Source organism: Mesorhizobium sp. SEMIA396, from assembly GCF_024518615.1.
Classification (GTDB): domain Bacteria; phylum Pseudomonadota; class Alphaproteobacteria; order Rhizobiales; family Rhizobiaceae; genus Mesorhizobium.
Genome location: NZ_JANIFC010000010.1, coordinates 75,794 through 95,395 on the forward strand (window position 1 = coordinate 75,794; position 19,602 = coordinate 95,395).

Sequence of the window (19,602 nt, forward strand, 5' to 3'; positions counted from 1 at the left end):
CTCTCCTTTTACAACAGCTGGCCTAGCTTAACATCTTCGATGCCGATGAACTTCATCACAGCCCGCGATTTCACCAGGGAACGGTGCGGCCGAGATAGTCAAGATATTCCAGGCCGGGGTTTCCCCGTTTTGCGAGGAGCACGTTCACAAGGCTGGGAATGCTCTCTTGGATGGTGAGCCGTGCGCCCGGGCCGCCCAACTCCGTGCGAACCCAGCCCGGCGCCATCAGGACCATCGAACGGGCCTCGCCCGCGTGCCGGGCTGCGTAGCAGCGCATATACTGGTTCAAGGCGGCCTTGCTGCCGCGGTAGACCTCGCGCATGCCGGTCGTGTTGTTGCAGACGCTGCCCTGTCCAGACGACATCACGCCAATCAACCCGGACGCCTCGACAAAGTCATCGAGGCTCTCGATCACGCGCAGCGGGCTCAGCGCGTTCGTGAGCATGACCCGGATGAATTCGTCGGTCGTCACCTGCCCGACCGTATCCGTCTCGTTGTTCGTCGTTCCGGCGTTAACGAACAGCATGTCGAACATCTTGCCGGTCAGGCGTTGGCGCAGGCCCGCAACCTGGTCGGGCTCGCAGATGTCCAGGGTCTCTATCTCGACCCGGCCAGCATGCTCGTCTGCCAGATCGTGCAGCAAGGTCCGGGTTCCGCCGCCGCGAACTGTGCCGACGACATTCCATCCCTTTTTTAGGAACTCGGCCGCCATGGCATGGCCGAGGCCCCGCGATGCGCCAATGAGGAGGATTGTGCGAGCTGGGTCGCTCGGAATGTGTTTGGGCATGAGAGTTGGTAGCTTTCGATGTTGGTCCGACAGCCGATATAAGCGGCCGTGCGCAGGGCGCCAGACGCATCAAAGTCAAAGTATGGTTGCATCAAACGCTATGTCTGGCGACGCGGCTGGGATAGGCTCAGGTCATGACCAATGTTGATGTGGACCTGAACCTTCTCGTCGCACTGGATGTGCTGCTCGCCGAGGGCAGCGTGACAGGGGCAGCCCGTCGCCTCGGCTTGAGCGCATCGGCCATGAGCCGGACGCTCACGCGACTTCGGGCAGCAACAGGCGACCCGCTGCTCGTTCGCGCCGGGCGAGGCCTGGTGCCGACACCGCGCGCTGCCGAACTGCGCGAGCGCGTCCATGAGCTTGCGCGGGACGTGCAAGCAGTGCTCCGGCCGCAGATCACGCATATGGACGTCGCGTCGCTCGAACTGACATTTACCGTCCGAGTGAGCGAGGCATTTCTGGAATTTCTGTCTGGCCCCGTCGTGGCCGCGGTCACTCGGGCAGCCCCACGGATCTGCCTTCGCTTTGTCCCCAAACCTGACAAAGACGCGCGGCCGCTAAGGGAGGGGCTCATTGATCTGGAGATCGGCCTGCTTGGAACGTCCGCGCCGGAGATACGCACCCAGTTCCTGTTCCATGACAAGCTTGTCGGCGTGGCCCGAATTGGACATCCTCTTCTCGAGCGCGCGGCGGTGACCGCAGAAAGATATGCCGCCTGCGACCATGTCTTGGCGTCCAAGGATGGGGAGAGAATCGAGCCCGTCGATGCCGCCCTGGAGAAGCTGGGGCTTAAACGGGCGATAAGGGTCGTCGTGCCTGGATATCCGGATGCAATGCGGATTGCACGCCAATCGGATCTGGTCGCGCTGGTGCCGCATTCATGCCTGGGCAACAGCTTGACGAGCGATCTCCCTGTCACATCGGGTCTTGCGACCTTCGAAGTCCCGGTCCCCACGCCGGAGTTCAAGATATCGGCGATGTGGCATCCGCGAATGGACGCCGACCCGGCCCATCGCTGGCTTCGCGATACTGTGATGGCCGTGTGCCGGGCAGCGTATCCGAGACGGTGAGGTCACGTCGTCATGCATACCGGCATCGGCAGCGCTTTGGGTACGCGAGCCCTGGAGCCGGTCATGAAGTTCTGTTTCTTTCACGCTGATTCGTAAGGGATTTCAATCATCATCCCATCATAGGCTGGTTCGACATTGGCTGGTGTCTCGGCCACCACCGTTGCGTAGTCGAGCGGCACGTGCATATGCGTCAGCACCGCATGTATCGGCGCCAGCCGCTCGATCCAATCAAGCGCTTCGCCAAGGGACAGGTGACTAGGATGTGTCCGGTATTGCAGCGCGTCGATGATCAGCACGTCGAGGGCGCGCAGCCGTTCGGCGGTGGGTTCCGGAAAGTCGCTGATGTCGGGGCAATAGGCGAGGCCGCCGATGCGGAAACCGAGCGATACGATGTCGCCGTGGATCTGCGGCAGCGGCTCGAGGGTGAGGGTACCCCCCTCTCCTTCGATGACCACCGGCCTGGTGTGGTCGATGAGATGCGGCCTGACGATCGGCGGATAGGAACTGCCTTGCGGCGTCTCGAAACAGTATCCGAACGCTTCCCGCAGCCGAAGCATCGTCGCCCTGTCGGCATGAACGTCGATCAGCTGGCGCTGATCGAGAACGAAGCCGCGCAGATCGTCGATGCCATGGATATGGTCGGCATGCGGGTGGGTATAGACGACCGAATCGATACGTTTAACGCCGGCCAGCAGCATCTGCTGCCGAAAATCCGGCCCCGTGTCGATGACCACAGTCGTGCGGCCGCCATTCGACGCGATCCGCTCGACGAGTGCGGCGGCACGCGTGCGCCGGTTCTTCGGGTTGTCGGGGTCGCAATTGCCCCAGTCGCCGGTGATGCGCGGCGTACCCGGCGACGAGCCGCAGCCGAGAATGGTGAGGCGCAGCCGGTCGGTCATCGTTCAGGCGCTTTGCTCTACAGGCCGCGGCATCTTGCCGAACAGCCGGAAGAAATTATCCGTCGTCAGATCGGCGATTTCAGCTTCGCTGACGCCGATGGTTTCGGCCAGCACCTTGGCGGTATGGGCGACATAGGCCGGCTCGTTGCGTTTGCCGCGAAACGGCACGGGCGCCAGGTAGGGCGCGTCGGTTTCGACCAGCAGGCGGTCATGCGGCACATCGGCGGCAATGGCGCGCAACTCAGCCGAATTCTTGAAGGTCAGGATACCCGAGAACGACACGTAGCCGCCGAGAGCGACGCCAATTTCGGCGAGCCTATGTCCGGAAGAAAAGCAATGCAGGATGAAGGGGAAGGCGCCCTTCCCCGTTTCGGCCTCAAGAATATCAGCCATATCTGCATCGGCATCGCGCGAATGGATGACCAGCGGCAGCCCCGTTTCGCGTGCGGCGGCGATGTGATTGCGAAAGCCTTGTGCCTGCGCATCGCGTGGCGCCTTGTCGTAGAAATAGTCGAGACCGGCCTCGCCGATCGCAACCACTTTCGGGTGGGCGGCCAGCCGTACCAGATCGGCAGATGTTACGTCTAGCTCTTCCGCGGCATTGTGCGGATGGGTGCCGACCGAACAGTATATTTCGTCGAAAGTCTCTGCAATTTCAATAATTTGCTGAAATCTCTTCACGCGAGTTGAGATCGTCACCATGCGGCCTATACCGGCCGCCTTGGCGCGAGCGACAATGGAAGCCCGCTCCTCGGCGAAATCTGGAAAATCCAGATGGCAGTGGCTGTCGACGAGCATCAGACGTTCGCGTCCGGCTGGTCGACGTAACGTGGGAAAACCCCTTCCGGCACGGGTAACGCGGTGCCCGGCACCAGCGCATGGTCCGCGTGGACATGCGCGAAATCGCGGCTGTCCGCCGGCACCGCCAGCAGATCGAGCAGTTTGGCGGCTGATCCCGGAGTAAAGGGCAGACACAGCACCGCCACGCGGCGCACGACTTCGGCGGTCGTCCACAGCACCGTTTCCATGCGCACCGGGTTGGTCTTCTTCAACGCCCATGGCGCCTCTCCGGCAAAGTAGCGATCGGCTTCCGCCACCACGCCGAAGATCGACGCCAGCGCCAGATGGATGCCCTGCTCGGCCATCGCCTTGCGCGCGGTGTCGAGAGCGGCGACGGCCTGGTCCAGGATCGCGCTGTCGGCATCCGTCAGGTCGCCGCGCTGTGGCACCACGCCGCCGCAGTTCTTGGCGATCATCGACAGCGAGCGCTGCGCCAGGTTGCCGAGACCATTGGCAAGGTCGGCATTGGTGCGGTTGACGATCGCGTCATGGCTGTAGCTGCCGTCGTTGCCGAAGGGCACCTCGCGCAGGAAGAAGTAGCGCACCTGGTCGAGACCGTAGTGCTCGACCATCGCGAATGGATCCACGACGTTGCCAACCGATTTCGACATCTTCTCGCCGCGGTTGAACAGGAAGCCATGCGCGAAAACGCGCTTTGGCAACTCGATGCCCGCCGACATCAGAAAGGCCGGCCAATAGACCGCATGGAAGCGGACAATGTCCTTGCCGATGATGTGCGTAGCCGGCCAATAGCGCCATTGCTCGGCCTTTGTGTCGGGATAGCCGGCGGCGGTGATGTAGTTGGTCAAGGCATCGACCCAGACATACATCACATGCTTGTCGTCGCCCGGCACCGGCACGCCCCATTTGAAGGTCGTGCGCGAGATCGACAGATCCTTCAGCCCGGACTTGACGAAGCTGAGCACCTCGTTGCGGCGCTCGGTCGGACCGACAAAGTCGGGCTGGCTCTCATAAAGCGCCAGCAATTTGTCCTGATAGGCGGAAAGCCTGAAGAAGTAGCTTTCTTCCTCGTTCCATTCGACGGGCGATCCAAGCGGTTCGCGACGCACGCCGTCGTCGCCGACGATCGTCTCACCTTCGTCGAAATAGGCTTCCTGGCGCACCGAGTACCAGCCGCTATAGCGGTCGAGATAGATGTCGCCATTGGCGGCCATCGCCTTCCAGATTGCCTGGCAGGATTCGTAGTGGCGCGGTTCCGTCGTGCGGATGTAGTCGTCGTTCGAGCCACCCATCGCATCGGTCATGGCGCGGAAAATCGCCGAATTGCGGTCGGCCAGCGCCAGCGGCGTTATGTCTTCCTTCTCGGCCGTTTGCTGCATCTTCAGACCGTGTTCGTCGGTACCGGTCAGGAAGAATACGTCCTTGCCATCCAGGCGCTGGAAGCGCGCCAGGGCATCGGTTGCAATGACCGTATAGGCGTGGCCGATATGCGGCTTGCCGTTCGGATAAAAGATCGGGGTGGTGATGTAGAACTTGTCGCGTGACATGAATGAACCGTCATGAATGTCTGAATGGAAAGGCGTGGCGGTGGATATCGTATCGAGGCAGCATTTGCCATCCCGATGCCAATGCATGCCGCCCAAAAGTGGCCCCGGTTTTGGGGACAACGGCATGCATCGGGAAAACCGTCACATTCGCATTGCAGAATTCAGGCGGTCGATCATGATCAGGGCGTGCTGCTTCTTGTCGAGATTGTAGGTATCGGTCTCAGATATAGCGTCCAGCGCCTCATGCCAAGTGTCCGACAATTTTTTGGCCCGTGCGAGATCGCCCGCCAGTGCTGCCTGACTTGCCGCGTCCGACAACAGGTCCAGCGCCCGGCGGTTGAAGATATCGAACTGGATCGCCTGATCGCGGCCGGCCACGGCTTCGGCGAGGCGAAACGCGCCGCCGACATCGCTCTTTCTGCCGGTGACCAGAGCGTCGAGCGTGGAGGCGATCTCCAGCCCGCCATACTGCGTCAACAGGATCGCGTTGCGGGCGCTGCCCCCTGCCCGCCCGACCAGTGCCGCGCGAGCCGCCGGATCGCCAGGCGGCGCCGGCTCGGTCGTTTCCAGCACCGTCATCAGGTCGTCGGCGTCGAGCGGGTTCAATCGCACCACCTGACAGCGCGACCGGATCGTCGGCAGCAGGCTGCCCGGCGCGTGGACAATCAGGATGAACAGCGTCCGTGCCGGCGGCTCTTCAAGATTTTTCAGCAACGCATTGGCGGCATTGGTGTTCATGTCGTCGGCGGGATCGACGATGACCACCCGATAGCTGCCGTCGTGCGAGGTCAGCGACAGGAAGCGGCTGACCTTGCGGATCTCATCGACGGTGACGACTGTCTTGAAACTCTTGGTCTTGTCGTTCAACGGCCGGGTCAGATGCAGCACGGAAGGATGCGCCCCGGTTGCGATCTGGCGGAACAGCGACGACGCCGGATCGGGAGCGGCAAGGCTTTCCGGCGCGTTCGCAAAATCCGGGTGCTTCAACAGATGATGCGCAAGGTGGAAGGCGAGCGTCGCCTTGCCGATGCCGACCGGTCCGGAGAAGATCAGTGCATGAGGCAGCTTGCCCGCCCGATAGGCAGCGGTGAGCACGCCCGCAGCCTGGCCGTGCCCGACCAGAAGGGGCGTTTCGGAGGGCTCCGGCACGCCGTCGAGCGTGTCGTGCTGCTCGGGTGCAATGCGCTCGAAGATCATGCCGGCGTTGCCTGCCTGTCGCGTGCCGGCGTTCTCGCCGCCAGTGCCGCGAACACCGCCGCGGTGACGACGTTCTCGACCGCGTCGGGCTCGGCGGCTGCGTCGATGACGATGCAGCGCTCCGGCTCGGCCTTGGCGATCGCCAGAAACGCCTCGCGGCGGGCCTGATGGATCGCCAGCGTCTCCTTTTCGAAGCGGTCGGCGACTGCCTCGGTGCCGCGCCGCAGCGTTGCGCGCCTCAGGCCTTCCGCCGGATCGATGTCGAAGATCAGCGTCATGTCCGGCATCATGCCGTTGATGGCGACCTGCTCCAGCGCATCCATGAACGCCGGATCGATGCCGCCTGTGACGCCCTGGTAGACGCGTGAGGAATCGAGGAAGCGGTCGCAAAGCACGATGGAGCCACGCTCGACCGCCGGCCGGATGAGCTGCTCGACATGATCGGACCGCGCGGCGGCGAAAAGCAGCGCTTCCATCTTCGGTCCGAACGGTTCGGCCGCGCCCGAAAGCAGCACATGCCTGACGGCTTCGGCGCCCGGCGAGCCGCCAGGTTCGCGGGTAAGCAGCACATCGTATTTCTTGGCGCGCATCTTCCTGGCCAGCCGCTCGATCTGCGTCGACTTGCCTGCCCCCTCGCCGCCTTCGAAGGTGATGAAAAAACCGCGTGCCAACCGAGAGGCCTTCTTGTCCATGGCTGAATGGGATTGTAGCGCTCTAGATAGTCCGCGTTCGGCCAAACGTCCATGCCGTCATTTTTTGCTTTCATGCACGTCGTTCGCCAAAACCATGGTCAGATTTGAGCGACGTGCCTTAGCGCAGCCAGCCGACCGCCAGTTCCTTGACTGCATCGAGGGCGCGCTGCGGCAGCGTGCCGACGCCGATCGATTCGGCGGCGAAAAGCGGCGTCTCCTGGCTCAGCGTATCGCCGATCCAGACGCGCAGCGCGCCCACCGGCTGCCCCTCCTCCACCGGTGCTGCAATCGGGCCGTCATAGACGATCCTGGCCGTCAGCTTGTCGCGATTGGTGATCGGCAGGAAGATGTCGATCGGACCCTTGGCCTTCAGCATCACCCCGGGCTTGGCGCCGCCAAAAACCTGGGCTTCTCCAACCACCTCGTCCCTGGCGAAGATTTCGGTCTTCTCGAACGAGCGGACACCCCAGTCGAGCAGCTTTCGCGCCTCTTCGGCACGCTCCTTGTCCGAGGCCAGCCCGCTCATCGCCGCGATCACCCGTGTGCCGTTGTGACTGACCGTACCGACGATGCCGAAGCCGGCTGCCTCGCTCGCACCGACCGCCAGGCCGTCGGCGCCGATGTCCATCGCCAGCAGCGGATTGCGGTTCCTCTGCGAGATCTTGTTCCAGGTAAAATCCTTCTGGCCGTAGTAGCGGTAGAAATCCGGATAATCACGCCACAGGTGCAGGGCGAGCTGCGCCAGCTCGCGCACGGTCGTCTGTTGGCCATCCGCCGGCAGGCCGGTCGAATTGACGAAAGTCGACGTCTTGAGGCCGATCTGGCGGGCCCGTTCGGTCATCTGCGCGGCAAAATTGTCCTCGGATCCCGACATGCCTTCGGCGATGATGATGCAGCCGTCATTGGCCGCCTGCACGGTCACGCCCTGAATCAGGTCTTCGAGCCGGATCGACGACTTGAGCTTGGCGAACATCGTCGATGTCCCCGAAGGCGCGCCACCCTTGCGCCAGGCGTTTTCGCTGACGACGAACGTATCGTCGAGCTTCAGGCGACCAGACTTGATGGCGTTGAAAACCACTTCCATGGTCATCAGTTTGGCCATTGAGGCCGGCGGTATCGGCTTGTCGGCATCCTTGGAAAACAGCACCGTCCCGGTCTCGGCGTCGATCATGAAGGCCTGTGCGGCCTTGGTCTCGAACAGCTGCGCGCCGGCCGGAGCCTGGAAAAACAGCAGCAGGCCAAAAACCAGAAGCCCGGCGAGCGGGAGCAAGCGAAATTGCATGATGTTCGACCCGTTGGCCGGCACCGCCGGCAAGCCCGCAAAAAGTATCGGGCTTTTTGCACGGCGGATCAACCGCGTAGCCGAAATCCAGCCTGGCTTGTACTCAGTTGCGCACAGCCAGCGCATCGGGAGCGCCATGCGACCAGGCAGCCTGCAACATCTCGTCCAGATTGCGGTGGCCATCGGGATAGAGATTGACCGAATACCAATCCTCGCCGTCGAGTTCCGAACGCTGGATCTCGATCTTGCCGAAGGCGGCAAGCTGAGCGGCAATACGCTTGGCTTCTCCGGCATCCTCGAACGAACCGGCAGCGACGTAGTCGGTGGACGGACCGGCCGGTGGCGGCTGCCGCTTCCACGATTGAAGCACGTCGGCCGGCGACATCCCGTCGCCACCCATCGCGGCGAAGGCACTTGAGGCGCGTTCGACCCGCTCGTCGGCATAGGACAGCGAGGCCATGGCAAACGGTGATTGCGGCGGCAGATTGATCTGCGGGCGTTCCGGCACGATCGGGCCGAAATCCGGAAGCGCCAGATCGCCATACGCCGACGACTGCGCCGACATGACCGGCTGGACAGAACCGGAATCGGTCAACTGGCCCGGAAACGGCACGGCCGCGCTGCCCGCAGGCAGGCTTGGCGACGGCCCGTTCATGGCGACCATGACGCCGGTCGGCAGTCCGTCCGACGGGTCGGGCACCCTGTTGCCGGGATGGTAGGAAGCCATCAGATATTGGTCGTCATCGCCGTCAAGCGGCGCGCGGCCGACATATTCGACCTTCACCTGAGCGGTGCCGGTGTTGACATAGTCAAGCATCTGGGCAGCGCGCTCCGACACATCGATGATGCGGCCTTCGTGATATGGGCCGCGATCGTTGACGCGAACGATGACCGAACTGCCGGTCTTGAGATTGGTGACACGGGCATAGCTTGGCAGCGGCATGGTCGGGTGCGCTGCGGTCAGGTGGGTCATGTCGTAGACTTCGCCATTGGCGGTAAGCCGGCCATGGAAGGCATCGCCATACCAGGAGGCCAGGCCGACCTTGGCGTAGCGCTTGTCTTCCTTCGGGTAATACCACTTGCCGCGGACCTGATAGGGTTTGCCGAGCTGATCCCTGCCGCCGCCACGTTGGATGCGCCCATTCTGGGAGATCACACGCGGGCTTGCCTTCACGCCATATTCGGATTCGGCGAAATATTCCTTGGAGCGGGTCTTCTTGTAGACCATCGCTTTCGGCTCGGGCTGCGACGCACAAGCCGCCAGCAAGGCGGCCGACATGGCGAACAACGCGACTGTAGCAGCGCGACGAAGACGCGGTTGCGTCACAGCCTGCATTTTCCTGATGTCCCCTTCAGTCTTGCCTAGACGTCGTATCCAACCGTCGAAGAAGCCGAAACACTCACCCGACCAATACCAGCGACGCCTTCGAACCCCGATCCTTTGTGCGCAGGAATTGCTTATCACGGTATTAACCGATTGTGGCCGCAACCGGGCAAGATTGTGGCGTCTCCACCGCAAGAGCCCTCTGAAAAGTAACGATTTTCGCGCTTCCACGCGAGAGATGTGATGCCCTCTGCCACAGAGAGCCTGGCTTCGCTCCTGCCGGCCATACCTGCCCGTTGACAGGCTTTGTCGGGCAGCGGACCGATAGTCCGGAACAAAGAAATGCGCCGCTAGTTTCATCCGCAGGGCACTCGAACAGAAGGATGAGCATGATGAAAATGGCTTCATTGACAATCGCGATCGCAATGTCACTTTCTGCCGGGTCTGCGATCGCCGCATGCCCGGACAAGTCGGCTTCCAATGCCGGGACGGATGCCGAGCAGACCGCCGGCATTTCGAAAGATGGAACTCACGCGCCCTTAGAGGCCCCGAAAGCCACGGACAGCGCGGGCAAGCCAACCGCCAAGGATGGCGCCACAATGCCATTGGCGGGCGCTGAAGGCGGCGGGGACAAGAATCTCGCAACCTCGCAGCAGGACATTGAGGCGCAGCAGCATGGTGATAAGGCCGCGGCGGCAAAGGCCGATGAAAGCTGCAAAGACTGAGGACCGCTCAGGCCGGAGCCAAATTGCAGCTTCGGCCTTCCTCACCAGCAGCTGTTCCCTTGGCGAACTAAATTTTTGGGGAAATACCGCAGCCGTCCCAAGAGGTTGGCCCTGTGGGGATTAACCCGTCCGCCCGGTTGCTTGATGGTTCCGGTCGATAGCCGGATCGCGCCCTTGCCTGGGCCCCTGCATGCAAGCACTGCAGCGCCTCACATCTCGGGCAACGCCCGCGGCGGGCTTCTTCTTCATGCACCATTGGACCGCGATAGTCCCGGCGCTCGATCCCGACACGCTCAGAGTCTGCCCAGGAAAGCAGGAACCGACGCAGCGGTGGTTGACGCAGCCCTCAATGCCGCTTTACAGGAATGAGGCGTGAACCAGCCGGGAGCGCCTTCGGTGCCAATCCGGTGCCAACAGGCCAAACGAGCTGGCCTCGTGCTACCCAAGTGGTTGAAGAATCACGATGGAGGAATGGCCGAGCGGTTTAAGGCACCGGTCTTGAAAACCGGCGTGGGTGCAAGCTCACCGTGGGTTCGAATCCCACTTCCTCCGCCAGAATTCTAATTAACTAATTGAAAAAGCGGAGTAAATCGCTCTCGCCTTATTCGGTTCCTAACTCAGTTCCTAACTTTTTCGTTCAATGACGACTTATCGCCAGAGCGATTGCCCTCCCCTGAGCATGACCATGTCGTCATCCTCGTCGTCCTCGGGCTCATACGGCGCCGGTGCCTCAAGCAGGTCGATTCGCCTGAGATCAGTCCCTCCCATCGGCGCATCGAGCGAGAGCGTTTTGAACGTGTCGTATTCACGGTTGTAGCCGGTGACGTAATCCTTCATCCGCGCACCGACGTGCTCCAGCAGTAGCTTGCCTTCGAGCACAGCCAGGAGCATCGAGGCGATAACATCATCACGCATGAAGCGCGGAAGTCCTGAACTGACCGCCCGGCTCACCACCCGATAGACCGTGTCCGGGTCGTGGCGCATGGTGTTGATTGATTTCTTTCGCAGCATCCACGCGGCCTGCTTCTTATAGATTTCCTGGCGATGTTCGACAAAGTATTTTCGTTGGGAAATCCGGGTTTCATCCAGATGACCAGCTCTGTACGCATGGTAGTACGCAACCACTTTTTCCGGATTGGCTAGACGCCAAGCTTTCTTGGCCGCTGCACGTATCTCCTTATGTGTCTCACGATACCTTCGCCCGTAGTCCAAGTCTTTTTGACGGTTCTCAGCTCTCCATTTTTTCTTCTTTTCCCTAGCTTCTGGCGAACGTTTCCTTGCCAAGACTTTTTCGCGATTTTTGGTTAGGTATCGGTGTTGTGCTTCGAGGTGCTTTATCGGATCGCGGGCCATCCTGGCACGGTGGAGCTTGGAGACATGACCGCGCAAGATAGTGGGAAAGCTTGTGCCCGCTAATCCCGCTACGCTCCACCACCAAATGAAAAGCCCGCCATCTCTCGGCAGCGGGTCGCCGCCGGGGCTGCCTGTGCAACAAAGGCCTTCGATCCGCGTTGAGGCTGGTCTCAGTGGAGCTTCGACAATGGACCCCGCAACCGCAGCAGTATTGCTTTTACTCTCTTGCAGCCCAGGCCAGGCTGCCGTCTGCAAGCCCATTGAGGCCGCGCCGACGACATATGCGTCGTTCGACGCGTGTCGGGCATCTCTGAAAGACAGGCTCGCAGGTGCGCCAAACGGTGAAATCGTCGGACGATGCCATCCTGTCGACGAGACTGTCACCGGTTCACTGCCCGCCGGGTACACCACCGTTGTTGTCACGCGGGGCGTTGGGGGCAACGCCATCAGCAATAGCTACATCGTTCAACACAAAGAATAGAAAGGCCCGCCACCATGAGGCAGCGGGCTCTATGTCCACTATTTGACGATACGGGGGTCACCAGCCGTTGCGATGCCAATCCGACCCCTCTTGCGGCATGTCGGTATCGTTCGACCACGCGATATCGCCATAGTCTTCCGCACAGTACGCTTCGGCGTCGTGCTGCTCTTCGAGGTCGCAATCGTCGCGCTCTCGCTCGTCGTCCCCTTCCCTGTCATCGGCGCCGACGACTTCGATGCCGCCAGCCAGCCAAGGTTCTAGATCCGGGTCCGGCTCTACGAAGTCCAGCAGCGAAATCAGCCGCTCAATCTCGTCCTCGATCGAGCGGCGGACAGTCGGGTCGGAAAGGCGGGTGTGCGCGTTCATGACCGCACCGCCTTCCTGTTTGCCTTTCGCGTCGCCTGTTGACGGGAATGGAGTTCGATGCGACCCGCGAAGGCGGCTTCATCGCGGGCGACAGAGAGCGCGGTTTCCGGCGATCCGCCACCATTGCGGCGAAGCCAATCCTCTTTCCAGCGCAGATCACGGACGCACCGGGCCGGGATGAAGACCTGTTTGAGACATTGGATTTGCCAAGCCTTGAAGGCCTTGTCCGCTAGGTCGCGCTGGAAAACCGCTTCGGCGCTGTCCTTCCCATGTGTATCGGTGGCAAGGATGCGTCGAAAATCGGCGGTCATGCGGAAATGATATGCCAACTCGATTTGCATGCGGCCGGTGCGCCAGTCGGAGGCCGGCTTCAGCCATGCGATGAGCTCGTCCAGTTCCCCGGAAGGCGGCGGCTTCGGGCGAAAGTATACAACTTCGCCCATGGTCAGCCCTCACCACAGAAGGACGCAAGACAGGCGATAAACTCGACGTCATCGACCGCAACGCCGAGGGCTCCGTAGCCATGAATGAGCACGCGATATCGCCATAGTCTTCCGCACAGTACGCTTCGGCGTCGTGCTGCTCTTCGAGGTCGCAATCGTCGCGCTCTCGCTCGTCGTCCCCTTCCCTGTCATCGGCGCCGACGACTTCGATGCCGCCAGCCAGCCAAGGTTCTAGATCCGGGTCCGGCTCTACGAAGTCCAGCAGCGAAATCAGCCGCTCAATCTCGTCCTCGATCGAGCGGCGGACAGTCGGGTCGGAAAGGCGGGTGTGCGCGTTCATGACCGCACCGCCTTCCTGTTTGCCTTTCGCGTCGCCTGTTGACGGGAATGGAGTTCGATGCGACCCGCGAAGGCGGCTTCATCGCGGGCGACAGAGAGCGCGGTTTCCGGCGATCCGCCACCATTGCGGCGAAGCCAATCCTCTTTCCAGCGCAGATCACGGACGCACCGGGCCGGGATGAAGACCTGTTTGAGACATTGGATTTGCCAAGCCTTGAAGGCCTTGTCCGCTAGGTCGCGCTGGAAAACCGCTTCGGCGCTGTCCTTCCCATGTGTATCGGTGGCAAGGATGCGTCGAAAATCGGCGGTCATGCGGAAATGATATGCCAACTCGATTTGCATGCGGCCGGTGCGCCAGTCGGAGGCCGGCTTCAGCCATGCGATGAGCTCGTCCAGTTCCCCGGAAGGCGGCGGCTTCGGGCGAAAGTATACAACTTCGCCCATGGTCAGCCCTCACCACAGAAGGACGCAAGACAGGCGATAAACTCGACGTCATCGACCGCAACGCCGAGGGCTCCGTAGCCATGAATGAGAGCTGCCGCCTTCGCCCTCACTTCGACCATCGTCACGCAGGGATGCCTGATTAAAGCTTGAAACGCCGTGTTCCAGACAGCGATTGCGTCGTCTGCTTGCTGCATGGCGTCGTGGTGACCGCTGGCGTGGGTCACGGCTTCCTGTTTGCGCAGCGAGGTTAGGCCCTCGGTTTCTGCGGACGTGATGCCTGCCATCCACCGATTGTAGCCGGCGCGATCCATGCAACTCGACGCCCACGACTCATCAACCTGTGCCTTCTTGCGGGCAATCTCGGCTTCGAGGTCGCCGGACGACCGGAAGGCTTTCGGATGGTGCGACCAGATGGACGAGAGCCCACCGGGAGGCGTCCACTTCGGAAAGAGCTTATCGCCAAGCGCGTCAGCGATGGCATTTTCCCGAGCCGCTGTTGACACATAGGTCTGTTCGGCCCGCTGGCAGGCGGCGATTGCCTCTTCTAGGCTGGTCGGCGCGGCGTGAGCCGCAGGAGAGACCGCAACAACGGCGGCAGCGGTTGAGAAAGCAGCCGCACCAAGCAAGAGGTTGCGGCGGTTGACATTGGGCATGCCTTCGGCGGCAGCCCGAACAGATGTGCTCGGCATGTGTTTGGTTCCCTATGAACTAGTTACATTTACTAGTTAACCATGAACCGCAATTCGCTTGCCGTCAACAGCAAACTATGAAATATTCCTAGTCTACCGATATGGGGACACAACATGCTCACTACAGGAAACCAGCTTCGCGCTGCTCGGGCGCTTGCTGACATGGATCAAGGGACGCTTGCCAAGCGGGCAGGAATCAACATCAACACGATAAGCGCGATGGAAAAGAAGGGCGCCGAAGGACTGACCAGCGGTTTGGACAAGGTGCGCGCCGTGATGACCGTTCTTGAGGAAGCCGGCATCGAGTTTCTGAACCATGGGAGCCCAGGCGTCAGGCTGAAGGCAAGGCCATGACCCGCCTTTCTATCGTAGAAGAGCTTGAGAACGCCGCCGATAGCATCGCCGACATGTCGCGAGCGGATCTTCAGATCATGCTTCGGCGGGCTGCTTTGATGCTCCGGAACGTCGCCGGCCTACCGCTGGAGCCAGCCACGGAGGACGCGCTGAACTCCATCGCCGCCGAGATGAAGATCAGGCCGGGCGGATCTCATTCAGATCATCTTGCGTGAGTGGCTGGAAACGAATGCCTATTTGCCGGTCCGGACGATCGATGAGGAAAGCGAGACCGACGGCAGCGCCTAACCTTGCCGTTCCGCTGCAGAATAAACTCCGTCACTCATTTCGATGAGCCCGTCGCGATCAACCACCGAGATTTTTCCTCGACCCGCACGAATGTAGCCCATGCCTTCCAACGTCTGCAACGCGAGAGTGACGCCTGGTCGTCGGGTACCCAGCATCAGCGCCAGTTGCGCATGCGTAATCGGCAAAGGTTGTGGCAAGCGGTCCTGAAGCATCAGGAGCATTCGGGCGATTTTAGCGTCCGCTGTCTGTCGCGCGTTAGCGAAAGCCGATCCGGCAAACTGTGCCGCCAAGTCGTAGAAGTAGCGGATGACCAGCAGTCGCATGTTCGGGGAGCGCGCAAAAGCCTCAGTGAGCCGTCCCGCTTCTAGGGCATAGGCATCACAAGAGGTGAGAGCCACATAGTCATGTGCGGAAACCCCAACCCCGAAGGCGAGCGCGGCCCCGGTCATTCCTTCCTGTCCAACTAATGCGATGCCGGCGGCCCCGCTATTGTTATTTCTGGCAATTACACCTGCCACCCCGCTGCAAATGAAGTAAACAGATGAACTCACAGCGTCGGCAGTTTCGAAATGGTAGCCTGGGGGATAGGTCTGAAGCTTCAATTCGGGAATCAGGGCACTTTGGTCATCATGGAAGACCAAGGCGCTCAAAAGCCGGTTGAAAAACTCCGTCACCCGCTCCCCAATTCATTCTGGTGAACCTGCATCGTAATGCACAATCGCATCAAGGATCGTTCTATACAGGCTGTCAACTTCCCCGTCGATCTCATCGCGTTTTATGCCAACCGCTTTGGCGTCAGCGTCCATGGCGGATTCTCCAAGAAGGTAGCCAAAGCCGCCGTGAGTTCCGGCCGCGGGAGAAGGGCTAGTTCTCCTCATCGGAGTCGTGGCGCAGGTCCTCCTCGTCACGCATGGACTGAATGCTATTCTGCGTGTTCCTCGCATCCAACGCCGCTTGCAGTCTCGCCGCTGCGATTAGGATCCTATCGGGTACTGCTTCCGGTGGAGTAGGCATTTCCATAGGCGCATTAACATTTGTTAGTCGAAAATGTTCCCCCGGCGGGCATAGGGACCACCGGCCGCAGGAACCTTAGACGATCCTGATTGCCACTGGGTGCGTGATCTTTTGCACCGCCCCTAGAACAGGTCCTCGAAGTCAGCAGGGCTGCCCCTGGTGCGCCGACGAACGACAATTTCCAGACCGAGGGAAGAAAGCGTTACCATCAAGGTTCGCAGCTGCACTGCAGGCTTTCCGGCCTCAAGGTGCGATATTGTGCCCTGGCGGAGGTGCACTCGATCTCCAAGCGCCTCTTGCGTAAGCCCTGCTTTCCGACGGGCGCGCCGCAGGATTGCGCCGATCTGCTTTTCATTGCGCGCTATCGCGTCAAGCATCATGGTCCTCCGAATACGCGAATGCGTATAAAATGGTGATATACGCGATGGCGTATAAAATGCCAAATTAGAGAAAAGGCGTCCAAGGTGTCGATCGGACCGGCATTGATGACGGGTGCCAGTTCCTCGACGAACTCCGGCAAGCTGCACGGCGGCGACCTGATCGTGTGCACTACAGTGTACTAAATGATTTGAGACAATGGATATCGCCCGTTTTCTTTAATCAGCAAATTCGCCCCGTGTTACTCTCCCTTAATACCGTCGGACGGTATTAAGGAGCGCCGGCGATGCCCGAACTCTCGACTGCTCTTCGCGTCCCGGCAGCGCAATACCTTCGCATGTCAACCGACCATCAGCGGTATTCACTCGATAATCAAAGAGCGGCCATTTCGGAGTATGCCGAGATGAGAGGCTTTGCCGTTGTCCGCACGTATGCCGACGCAGGCAAGAGCGGCCTAAGTCTGAAAGGGAGGGACGGACTACAGCAACTGCTCGCGGATGTCGTGACTGGTCAGGGCGGCTTTTCCGTGATCCTCGTCCTGGATGTCAGCCGGTGGGGACGATTCCAGGATACGGACCAGGCCGCGCACTATGAATTTATCTGCCGCGATGCAGGCATCAATGTCCACTACTGCGGGGAACCGTTCGACAATGACGGCAGCATGGTCGCCAGCATCGTAAAGAACCTGAAGCGGGTAATGGCGGCCGAGTACAGCCGCGAACTTTCCGCCAAAATCTACAGAGCGCAAATTCAGCAAGCTTGCCTCGGATTTAAACAGGGCGGCCCCGTGCCTTATGGCATCAGACGCTTTTTGGTTAGCCATGACGGAACGCCGCGATTGTTCCTCGGGCCGGGCGACCGCAAGGGGCTCAAATCAGACCGCGTAGTTTTTATGCCTGGACCTGACGAGGAGCTCAAAATAGTACGGCGAATTTTTCGCATGTTTCTCGCGCAGAAACAAAGCATTGCGAACATCGCCAAGACATTGAATGACGAAAAGATACCGTCGACGGATGGCGACTTATGGCGTTGGGGACGGGTCAAAGGCGTGTTGCGAAACGAGTTGATGACAGGATACTACGTCTTCAACCGGACCAACCACAAAATGAAAAATCCGGTGCGCCGCAACCCTCCTGATCTTTGGGTCCGGACCAGGGTGATGGAGCCTATTATTGAACCTAAAACATTTGCCCGAGTGCAGCGGGAATTCAGCTTGGGACGGGTCTTTGCCCTCCGAGACCCCGACATGATCAGAAATCTGAAGTGCCTCTTACGAGAGAAAAAGAAGCTCTCGCAGGCGATAATCAACAATTGCCCCTACACACCCTCGGCGCATGCATATTGGGTGCACTTCGGGAGCCTACAGGCCGCCTATAAGGCGGCTGGGTTCATATGTCCGCCAACCGGCCAACGAGGTAAATACTACTCGGATGACGATCTGCTAGATGGCATCCGCCGATTGCACGCAAAGTTCGGCTACATCACAATCGCTTTGATCGACAAGGACCGCCACCTCCCAAATCACAAACTTTTCATCAAGCGTTTCGGGTCGGTTGTGAACGCCTATGGCCTAGCTGGCTTTCCTACGACAACGAGCGAAAGTATCTCGGCAGCCCGACAGCGAACTGCCGCTCGGCGCCGGAACGCGCATGCTGCTCGGCCGACAGCATCCTCAGAGTGATCGAAGCCTTGAGGAAGCAGTGACGGGCCGGCCAAGGCTGTACGTCCATGGCCAACATCCCCTCCATTAGTTGCCTCCTAGCGGCCGAGCGGTTGCCGGGAGAGCGAGACCAGCTCGGCCTCATCGGTCACGCCGGCCATGAAGTTCGCAATGATCCGGGATGCGATGGAGTCGCGGGCATCCGTCGACTGGCCATCAAGCTTCAACTGCTCAAAGACGCGGCCCAACAGCGCCAGTTCCGACGGCTGCAAGACACCGGCTTCAGTCGCTTTCCGTCGAATCGGCATTGATCGCACCTCCCCGAAGTCCGTGTAGAATGCCGCAGACGCCCTTTAAACGCAAAATGCGCGACCTACGCCAAGTCATTTGGCACGAACAGCCAAAGCACAGGCCTCTGCTCGTTGTGGTGGAGTAGACCTTTATACCAAACATTGGCCGGAACGGACACTGCGGCCTGTCCGTCAACCTGACATCCAAGATGCCAGCAGCAGGGCGCACAAGGATGACACCAAAGCAGCGGCCGCAATAAGCACCCCTGCGCGCTGCCACCCCGTCGGTAGCTCGTGTCCCAATCCATTGGGCCGCCGATTATCATTCATGGGCAGCAGAAAAATAGGTTCCGCTAGTTCTTGCCGCTGGGGCCAGGACCGCGACCAACGCCGTTTCGAAGGCGTTGCGATGATCTCACCAGTTTGCATGCGCTCTCCGTGATGAATACCCGCCACGCCAAGCGAGCCGTGGCGGGTAATCAACCAACCGACGATGAGGGGACTGTTGAACGTCGGCTGCATCAAACGTGTAAAGAACTCCAATGTTTCACGGGTCAGACCTTTGCGCTTCGGCATTGGGCTTTGGTCGGGTTCTTGCCCTCGGAAATGAAAAAGCCCGCCGGCCGTGAGGCCAGCGGGCTTGCTTGACCGCCCTTGAGCGGCGATTCGCTACTTCCCCGGATTTGGTTAGGTCGGATCCAACGGGGGAAGAGATGATGGGGTTGGCGAAGCCGTCACGGACGACAGTCGCTCACGCTTCGTGAAAACGGGCTTCTGATAGATCTTCTTCATCGACATTCCCCTTTGCCAATCCGCAATGTGTCACTCTTTGGCTTAGGCCGGGCAGCGTGTCAATCGCGCGACAAAAAGCCCGCCACCTCTCGGTAGCGGGCAAGGTCTGTAGTAGCTGGGATCAACCAGCATAGGTCAACTTGCGGCGTCGGGGATAGTTGCGATGGTCGGGCGGATTCCAACTCTTGCCGCCCTAACCTGATGCTAAATCGGCCGCCTGCCCCGCATCTTTCAATACAGGCTGTTTCCGCATATGTTCCGCCACATGTCCCGGAACACCGTCCTTCAGATAATTGCCGCCTTGATTACGATTGCGGTGCTGGCGGTACTGCATCAGGGGCTTGACTGGTTTCTTAGCAGTCTTGAACCAAAATTCATGATGGGGCT

At 60.3% G+C, this 19,602-nt stretch carries 21 protein-coding genes, 1 tRNA gene and 1 pseudogene; 6 read left to right on the plus strand and 17 right to left on the minus strand.

Annotation, left to right across the window (positions count from 1 at the left end; all coding sequences use genetic code 11):
• Positions 1 to 70: 70 nt before the first annotated feature.
• Positions 71 to 787, minus strand: coding sequence for an SDR family NAD(P)-dependent oxidoreductase (locus NP503_RS22955; RefSeq protein WP_127268848.1), 717 nt, complete (start codon positions 785 to 787; stop codon positions 71 to 73).
• A 134-nt stretch (positions 788 to 921) separates the two neighbouring features.
• Here NP503_RS22955 and NP503_RS22960 point away from each other — a divergent pair, with 134 nt between their 5' ends.
• The gene (locus NP503_RS22960; RefSeq protein WP_127272260.1) at positions 922 to 1,857 is read left to right on the plus strand and encodes a LysR family transcriptional regulator; all 936 of its coding nucleotides are present in this window, start codon (positions 922 to 924) and stop codon (positions 1,855 to 1,857) included.
• Positions 1,858 to 1,937: 80 nt separating this feature from the next.
• Here NP503_RS22960 and NP503_RS22965 read toward each other — a convergent pair whose 3' ends face one another.
• From NP503_RS22965 to NP503_RS22995, 7 genes are all read right to left on the minus strand, one after another.
• Positions 1,938 to 2,756 (minus strand): MBL fold metallo-hydrolase, encoded by an 819-nt coding sequence (locus NP503_RS22965; protein WP_127269112.1) that lies wholly within the window; start codon positions 2,754 to 2,756, stop codon positions 1,938 to 1,940.
• 3 nt (positions 2,757 to 2,759) lie between these two features.
• Positions 2,760 to 3,554, minus strand: a complete 795-nt coding sequence (locus NP503_RS22970) for a TatD family hydrolase (protein WP_127269113.1) — start codon at positions 3,552 to 3,554, stop codon at positions 2,760 to 2,762.
• Positions 3,554 to 5,104: a methionine--tRNA ligase gene (metG, locus tag NP503_RS22975; RefSeq protein WP_127269114.1), complete on the minus strand. Its 1,551-nt coding sequence runs from the start codon at positions 5,102 to 5,104 to the stop codon at positions 3,554 to 3,556. Before metG ends, NP503_RS22970 begins: the two co-directional genes overlap by 1 nt.
• Before the next feature lie 141 nt (positions 5,105 to 5,245).
• Positions 5,246 to 6,301 carry a DNA polymerase III subunit delta' gene (locus NP503_RS22980; protein ID WP_127269115.1) on the minus strand — a complete coding sequence of 352 codons (1,056 nt, stop codon included), beginning with the start codon at positions 6,299 to 6,301 and terminating at the stop codon, positions 5,246 to 5,248.
• The gene (gene tmk, locus NP503_RS22985; RefSeq protein WP_164748920.1) at positions 6,298 to 6,972 is read right to left on the minus strand and encodes a dTMP kinase; all 675 of its coding nucleotides are present in this window, start codon (positions 6,970 to 6,972) and stop codon (positions 6,298 to 6,300) included. The genes NP503_RS22980 and tmk overlap by 4 nt, the downstream gene beginning before the upstream one ends.
• A gap of 139 nt (positions 6,973 to 7,111) precedes the next feature.
• Entirely contained in the window at positions 7,112 to 8,275 is a 1,164-nt protein-coding gene (locus tag NP503_RS22990) for a D-alanyl-D-alanine carboxypeptidase family protein (protein ID WP_174800326.1), read from the minus strand.
• 103 nt (positions 8,276 to 8,378) lie between these two features.
• Positions 8,379 to 9,611 (minus strand): septal ring lytic transglycosylase RlpA family protein, encoded by a 1,233-nt coding sequence (locus tag NP503_RS22995; protein WP_127273444.1) that lies wholly within the window; start codon positions 9,609 to 9,611, stop codon positions 8,379 to 8,381.
• 380 nt (positions 9,612 to 9,991) lie between these two features.
• Here NP503_RS22995 and NP503_RS23000 point away from each other — a divergent pair, with 380 nt between their 5' ends.
• Both NP503_RS23000 and NP503_RS23005 read left to right on the plus strand, forming a co-directional pair.
• Complete coding sequence (locus NP503_RS23000; protein ID WP_245456865.1) at positions 9,992 to 10,324, plus strand: hypothetical protein; 333 nt, start codon at positions 9,992 to 9,994, stop codon at positions 10,322 to 10,324.
• Positions 10,325 to 10,789: 465 nt separating this feature from the next.
• Positions 10,790 to 10,879 (plus strand) — tRNA-Ser (locus tag NP503_RS23005).
• 93 nt (positions 10,880 to 10,972) lie between these two features.
• On the opposite strand, the gene NP503_RS23010 is transcribed toward NP503_RS23005, so the two are convergent.
• The 5 genes from NP503_RS23010 to NP503_RS23030 form a co-directional block, all read right to left on the minus strand.
• Entirely contained in the window at positions 10,973 to 12,130 is a 1,158-nt protein-coding gene (locus NP503_RS23010) for a hypothetical protein (protein WP_164748983.1), read from the minus strand.
• A gap of 85 nt (positions 12,131 to 12,215) precedes the next feature.
• Positions 12,216 to 12,524 (minus strand): hypothetical protein, encoded by a 309-nt coding sequence (locus NP503_RS23015; RefSeq protein WP_127269312.1) that lies wholly within the window; start codon positions 12,522 to 12,524, stop codon positions 12,216 to 12,218.
• Positions 12,521 to 12,865: a hypothetical protein gene (locus NP503_RS23020; RefSeq protein ID WP_127272606.1), complete on the minus strand. Its 345-nt coding sequence runs from the start codon at positions 12,863 to 12,865 to the stop codon at positions 12,521 to 12,523. Before NP503_RS23020 ends, NP503_RS23015 begins: the two co-directional genes overlap by 4 nt.
• Before the next feature lie 438 nt (positions 12,866 to 13,303).
• A complete protein-coding gene (locus NP503_RS23025; protein ID WP_127272606.1) occupies positions 13,304 to 13,648 on the minus strand; it encodes a hypothetical protein in 345 nt (114 codons plus the stop codon).
• A gap of 104 nt (positions 13,649 to 13,752) precedes the next feature.
• A complete protein-coding gene (locus NP503_RS23030) occupies positions 13,753 to 14,439 on the minus strand; it encodes a hypothetical protein (RefSeq protein WP_127269310.1) in 687 nt (228 codons plus the stop codon).
• A gap of 114 nt (positions 14,440 to 14,553) precedes the next feature.
• Between NP503_RS23030 and NP503_RS23035 the strand changes: the two genes are divergently transcribed.
• Both NP503_RS23035 and NP503_RS23040 read left to right on the plus strand, forming a co-directional pair.
• Entirely contained in the window at positions 14,554 to 14,793 is a 240-nt protein-coding gene (locus NP503_RS23035; RefSeq protein WP_127269309.1) for a helix-turn-helix transcriptional regulator, read from the plus strand.
• Positions 14,790 to 15,081, plus strand: a pseudogene (locus NP503_RS23040) (hypothetical protein). Before NP503_RS23035 ends, NP503_RS23040 begins: the two are co-directional and overlap by 4 nt.
• Here the strand turns inward: NP503_RS23040 and NP503_RS23045 are convergent.
• Together NP503_RS23045 and NP503_RS23050 are read right to left on the minus strand one after the other, a co-directional pair.
• A complete protein-coding gene (locus NP503_RS23045; protein WP_127270273.1) occupies positions 15,078 to 15,755 on the minus strand; it encodes a Crp/Fnr family transcriptional regulator in 678 nt (225 codons plus the stop codon). The pseudogene NP503_RS23040 and the gene NP503_RS23045 sit on opposite strands and share 4 nt — an antisense overlap.
• A 462-nt stretch (positions 15,756 to 16,217) precedes the next feature.
• Positions 16,218 to 16,475 (minus strand): helix-turn-helix domain-containing protein, encoded by a 258-nt coding sequence (locus NP503_RS23050; protein WP_306255447.1) that lies wholly within the window; start codon positions 16,473 to 16,475, stop codon positions 16,218 to 16,220.
• A gap of 284 nt (positions 16,476 to 16,759) precedes the next feature.
• Here NP503_RS23050 and NP503_RS23055 point away from each other — a divergent pair, with 284 nt between their 5' ends.
• A complete protein-coding gene (locus tag NP503_RS23055) occupies positions 16,760 to 18,154 on the plus strand; it encodes a recombinase family protein (RefSeq protein ID WP_127270278.1) in 1,395 nt (464 codons plus the stop codon).
• Positions 18,155 to 18,231: 77 nt separating this feature from the next.
• On the opposite strand, the gene NP503_RS23060 is transcribed toward NP503_RS23055, so the two are convergent.
• Positions 18,232 to 18,441, minus strand: coding sequence for a hypothetical protein (locus NP503_RS23060; protein WP_127270279.1), 210 nt, complete (start codon positions 18,439 to 18,441; stop codon positions 18,232 to 18,234).
• Positions 18,442 to 18,615: 174 nt separating this feature from the next.
• A complete protein-coding gene (locus NP503_RS23065; protein ID WP_127273274.1) occupies positions 18,616 to 18,999 on the minus strand; it encodes a hypothetical protein in 384 nt (127 codons plus the stop codon).
• Positions 19,000 to 19,602: the final 603 nt, after the last annotated feature.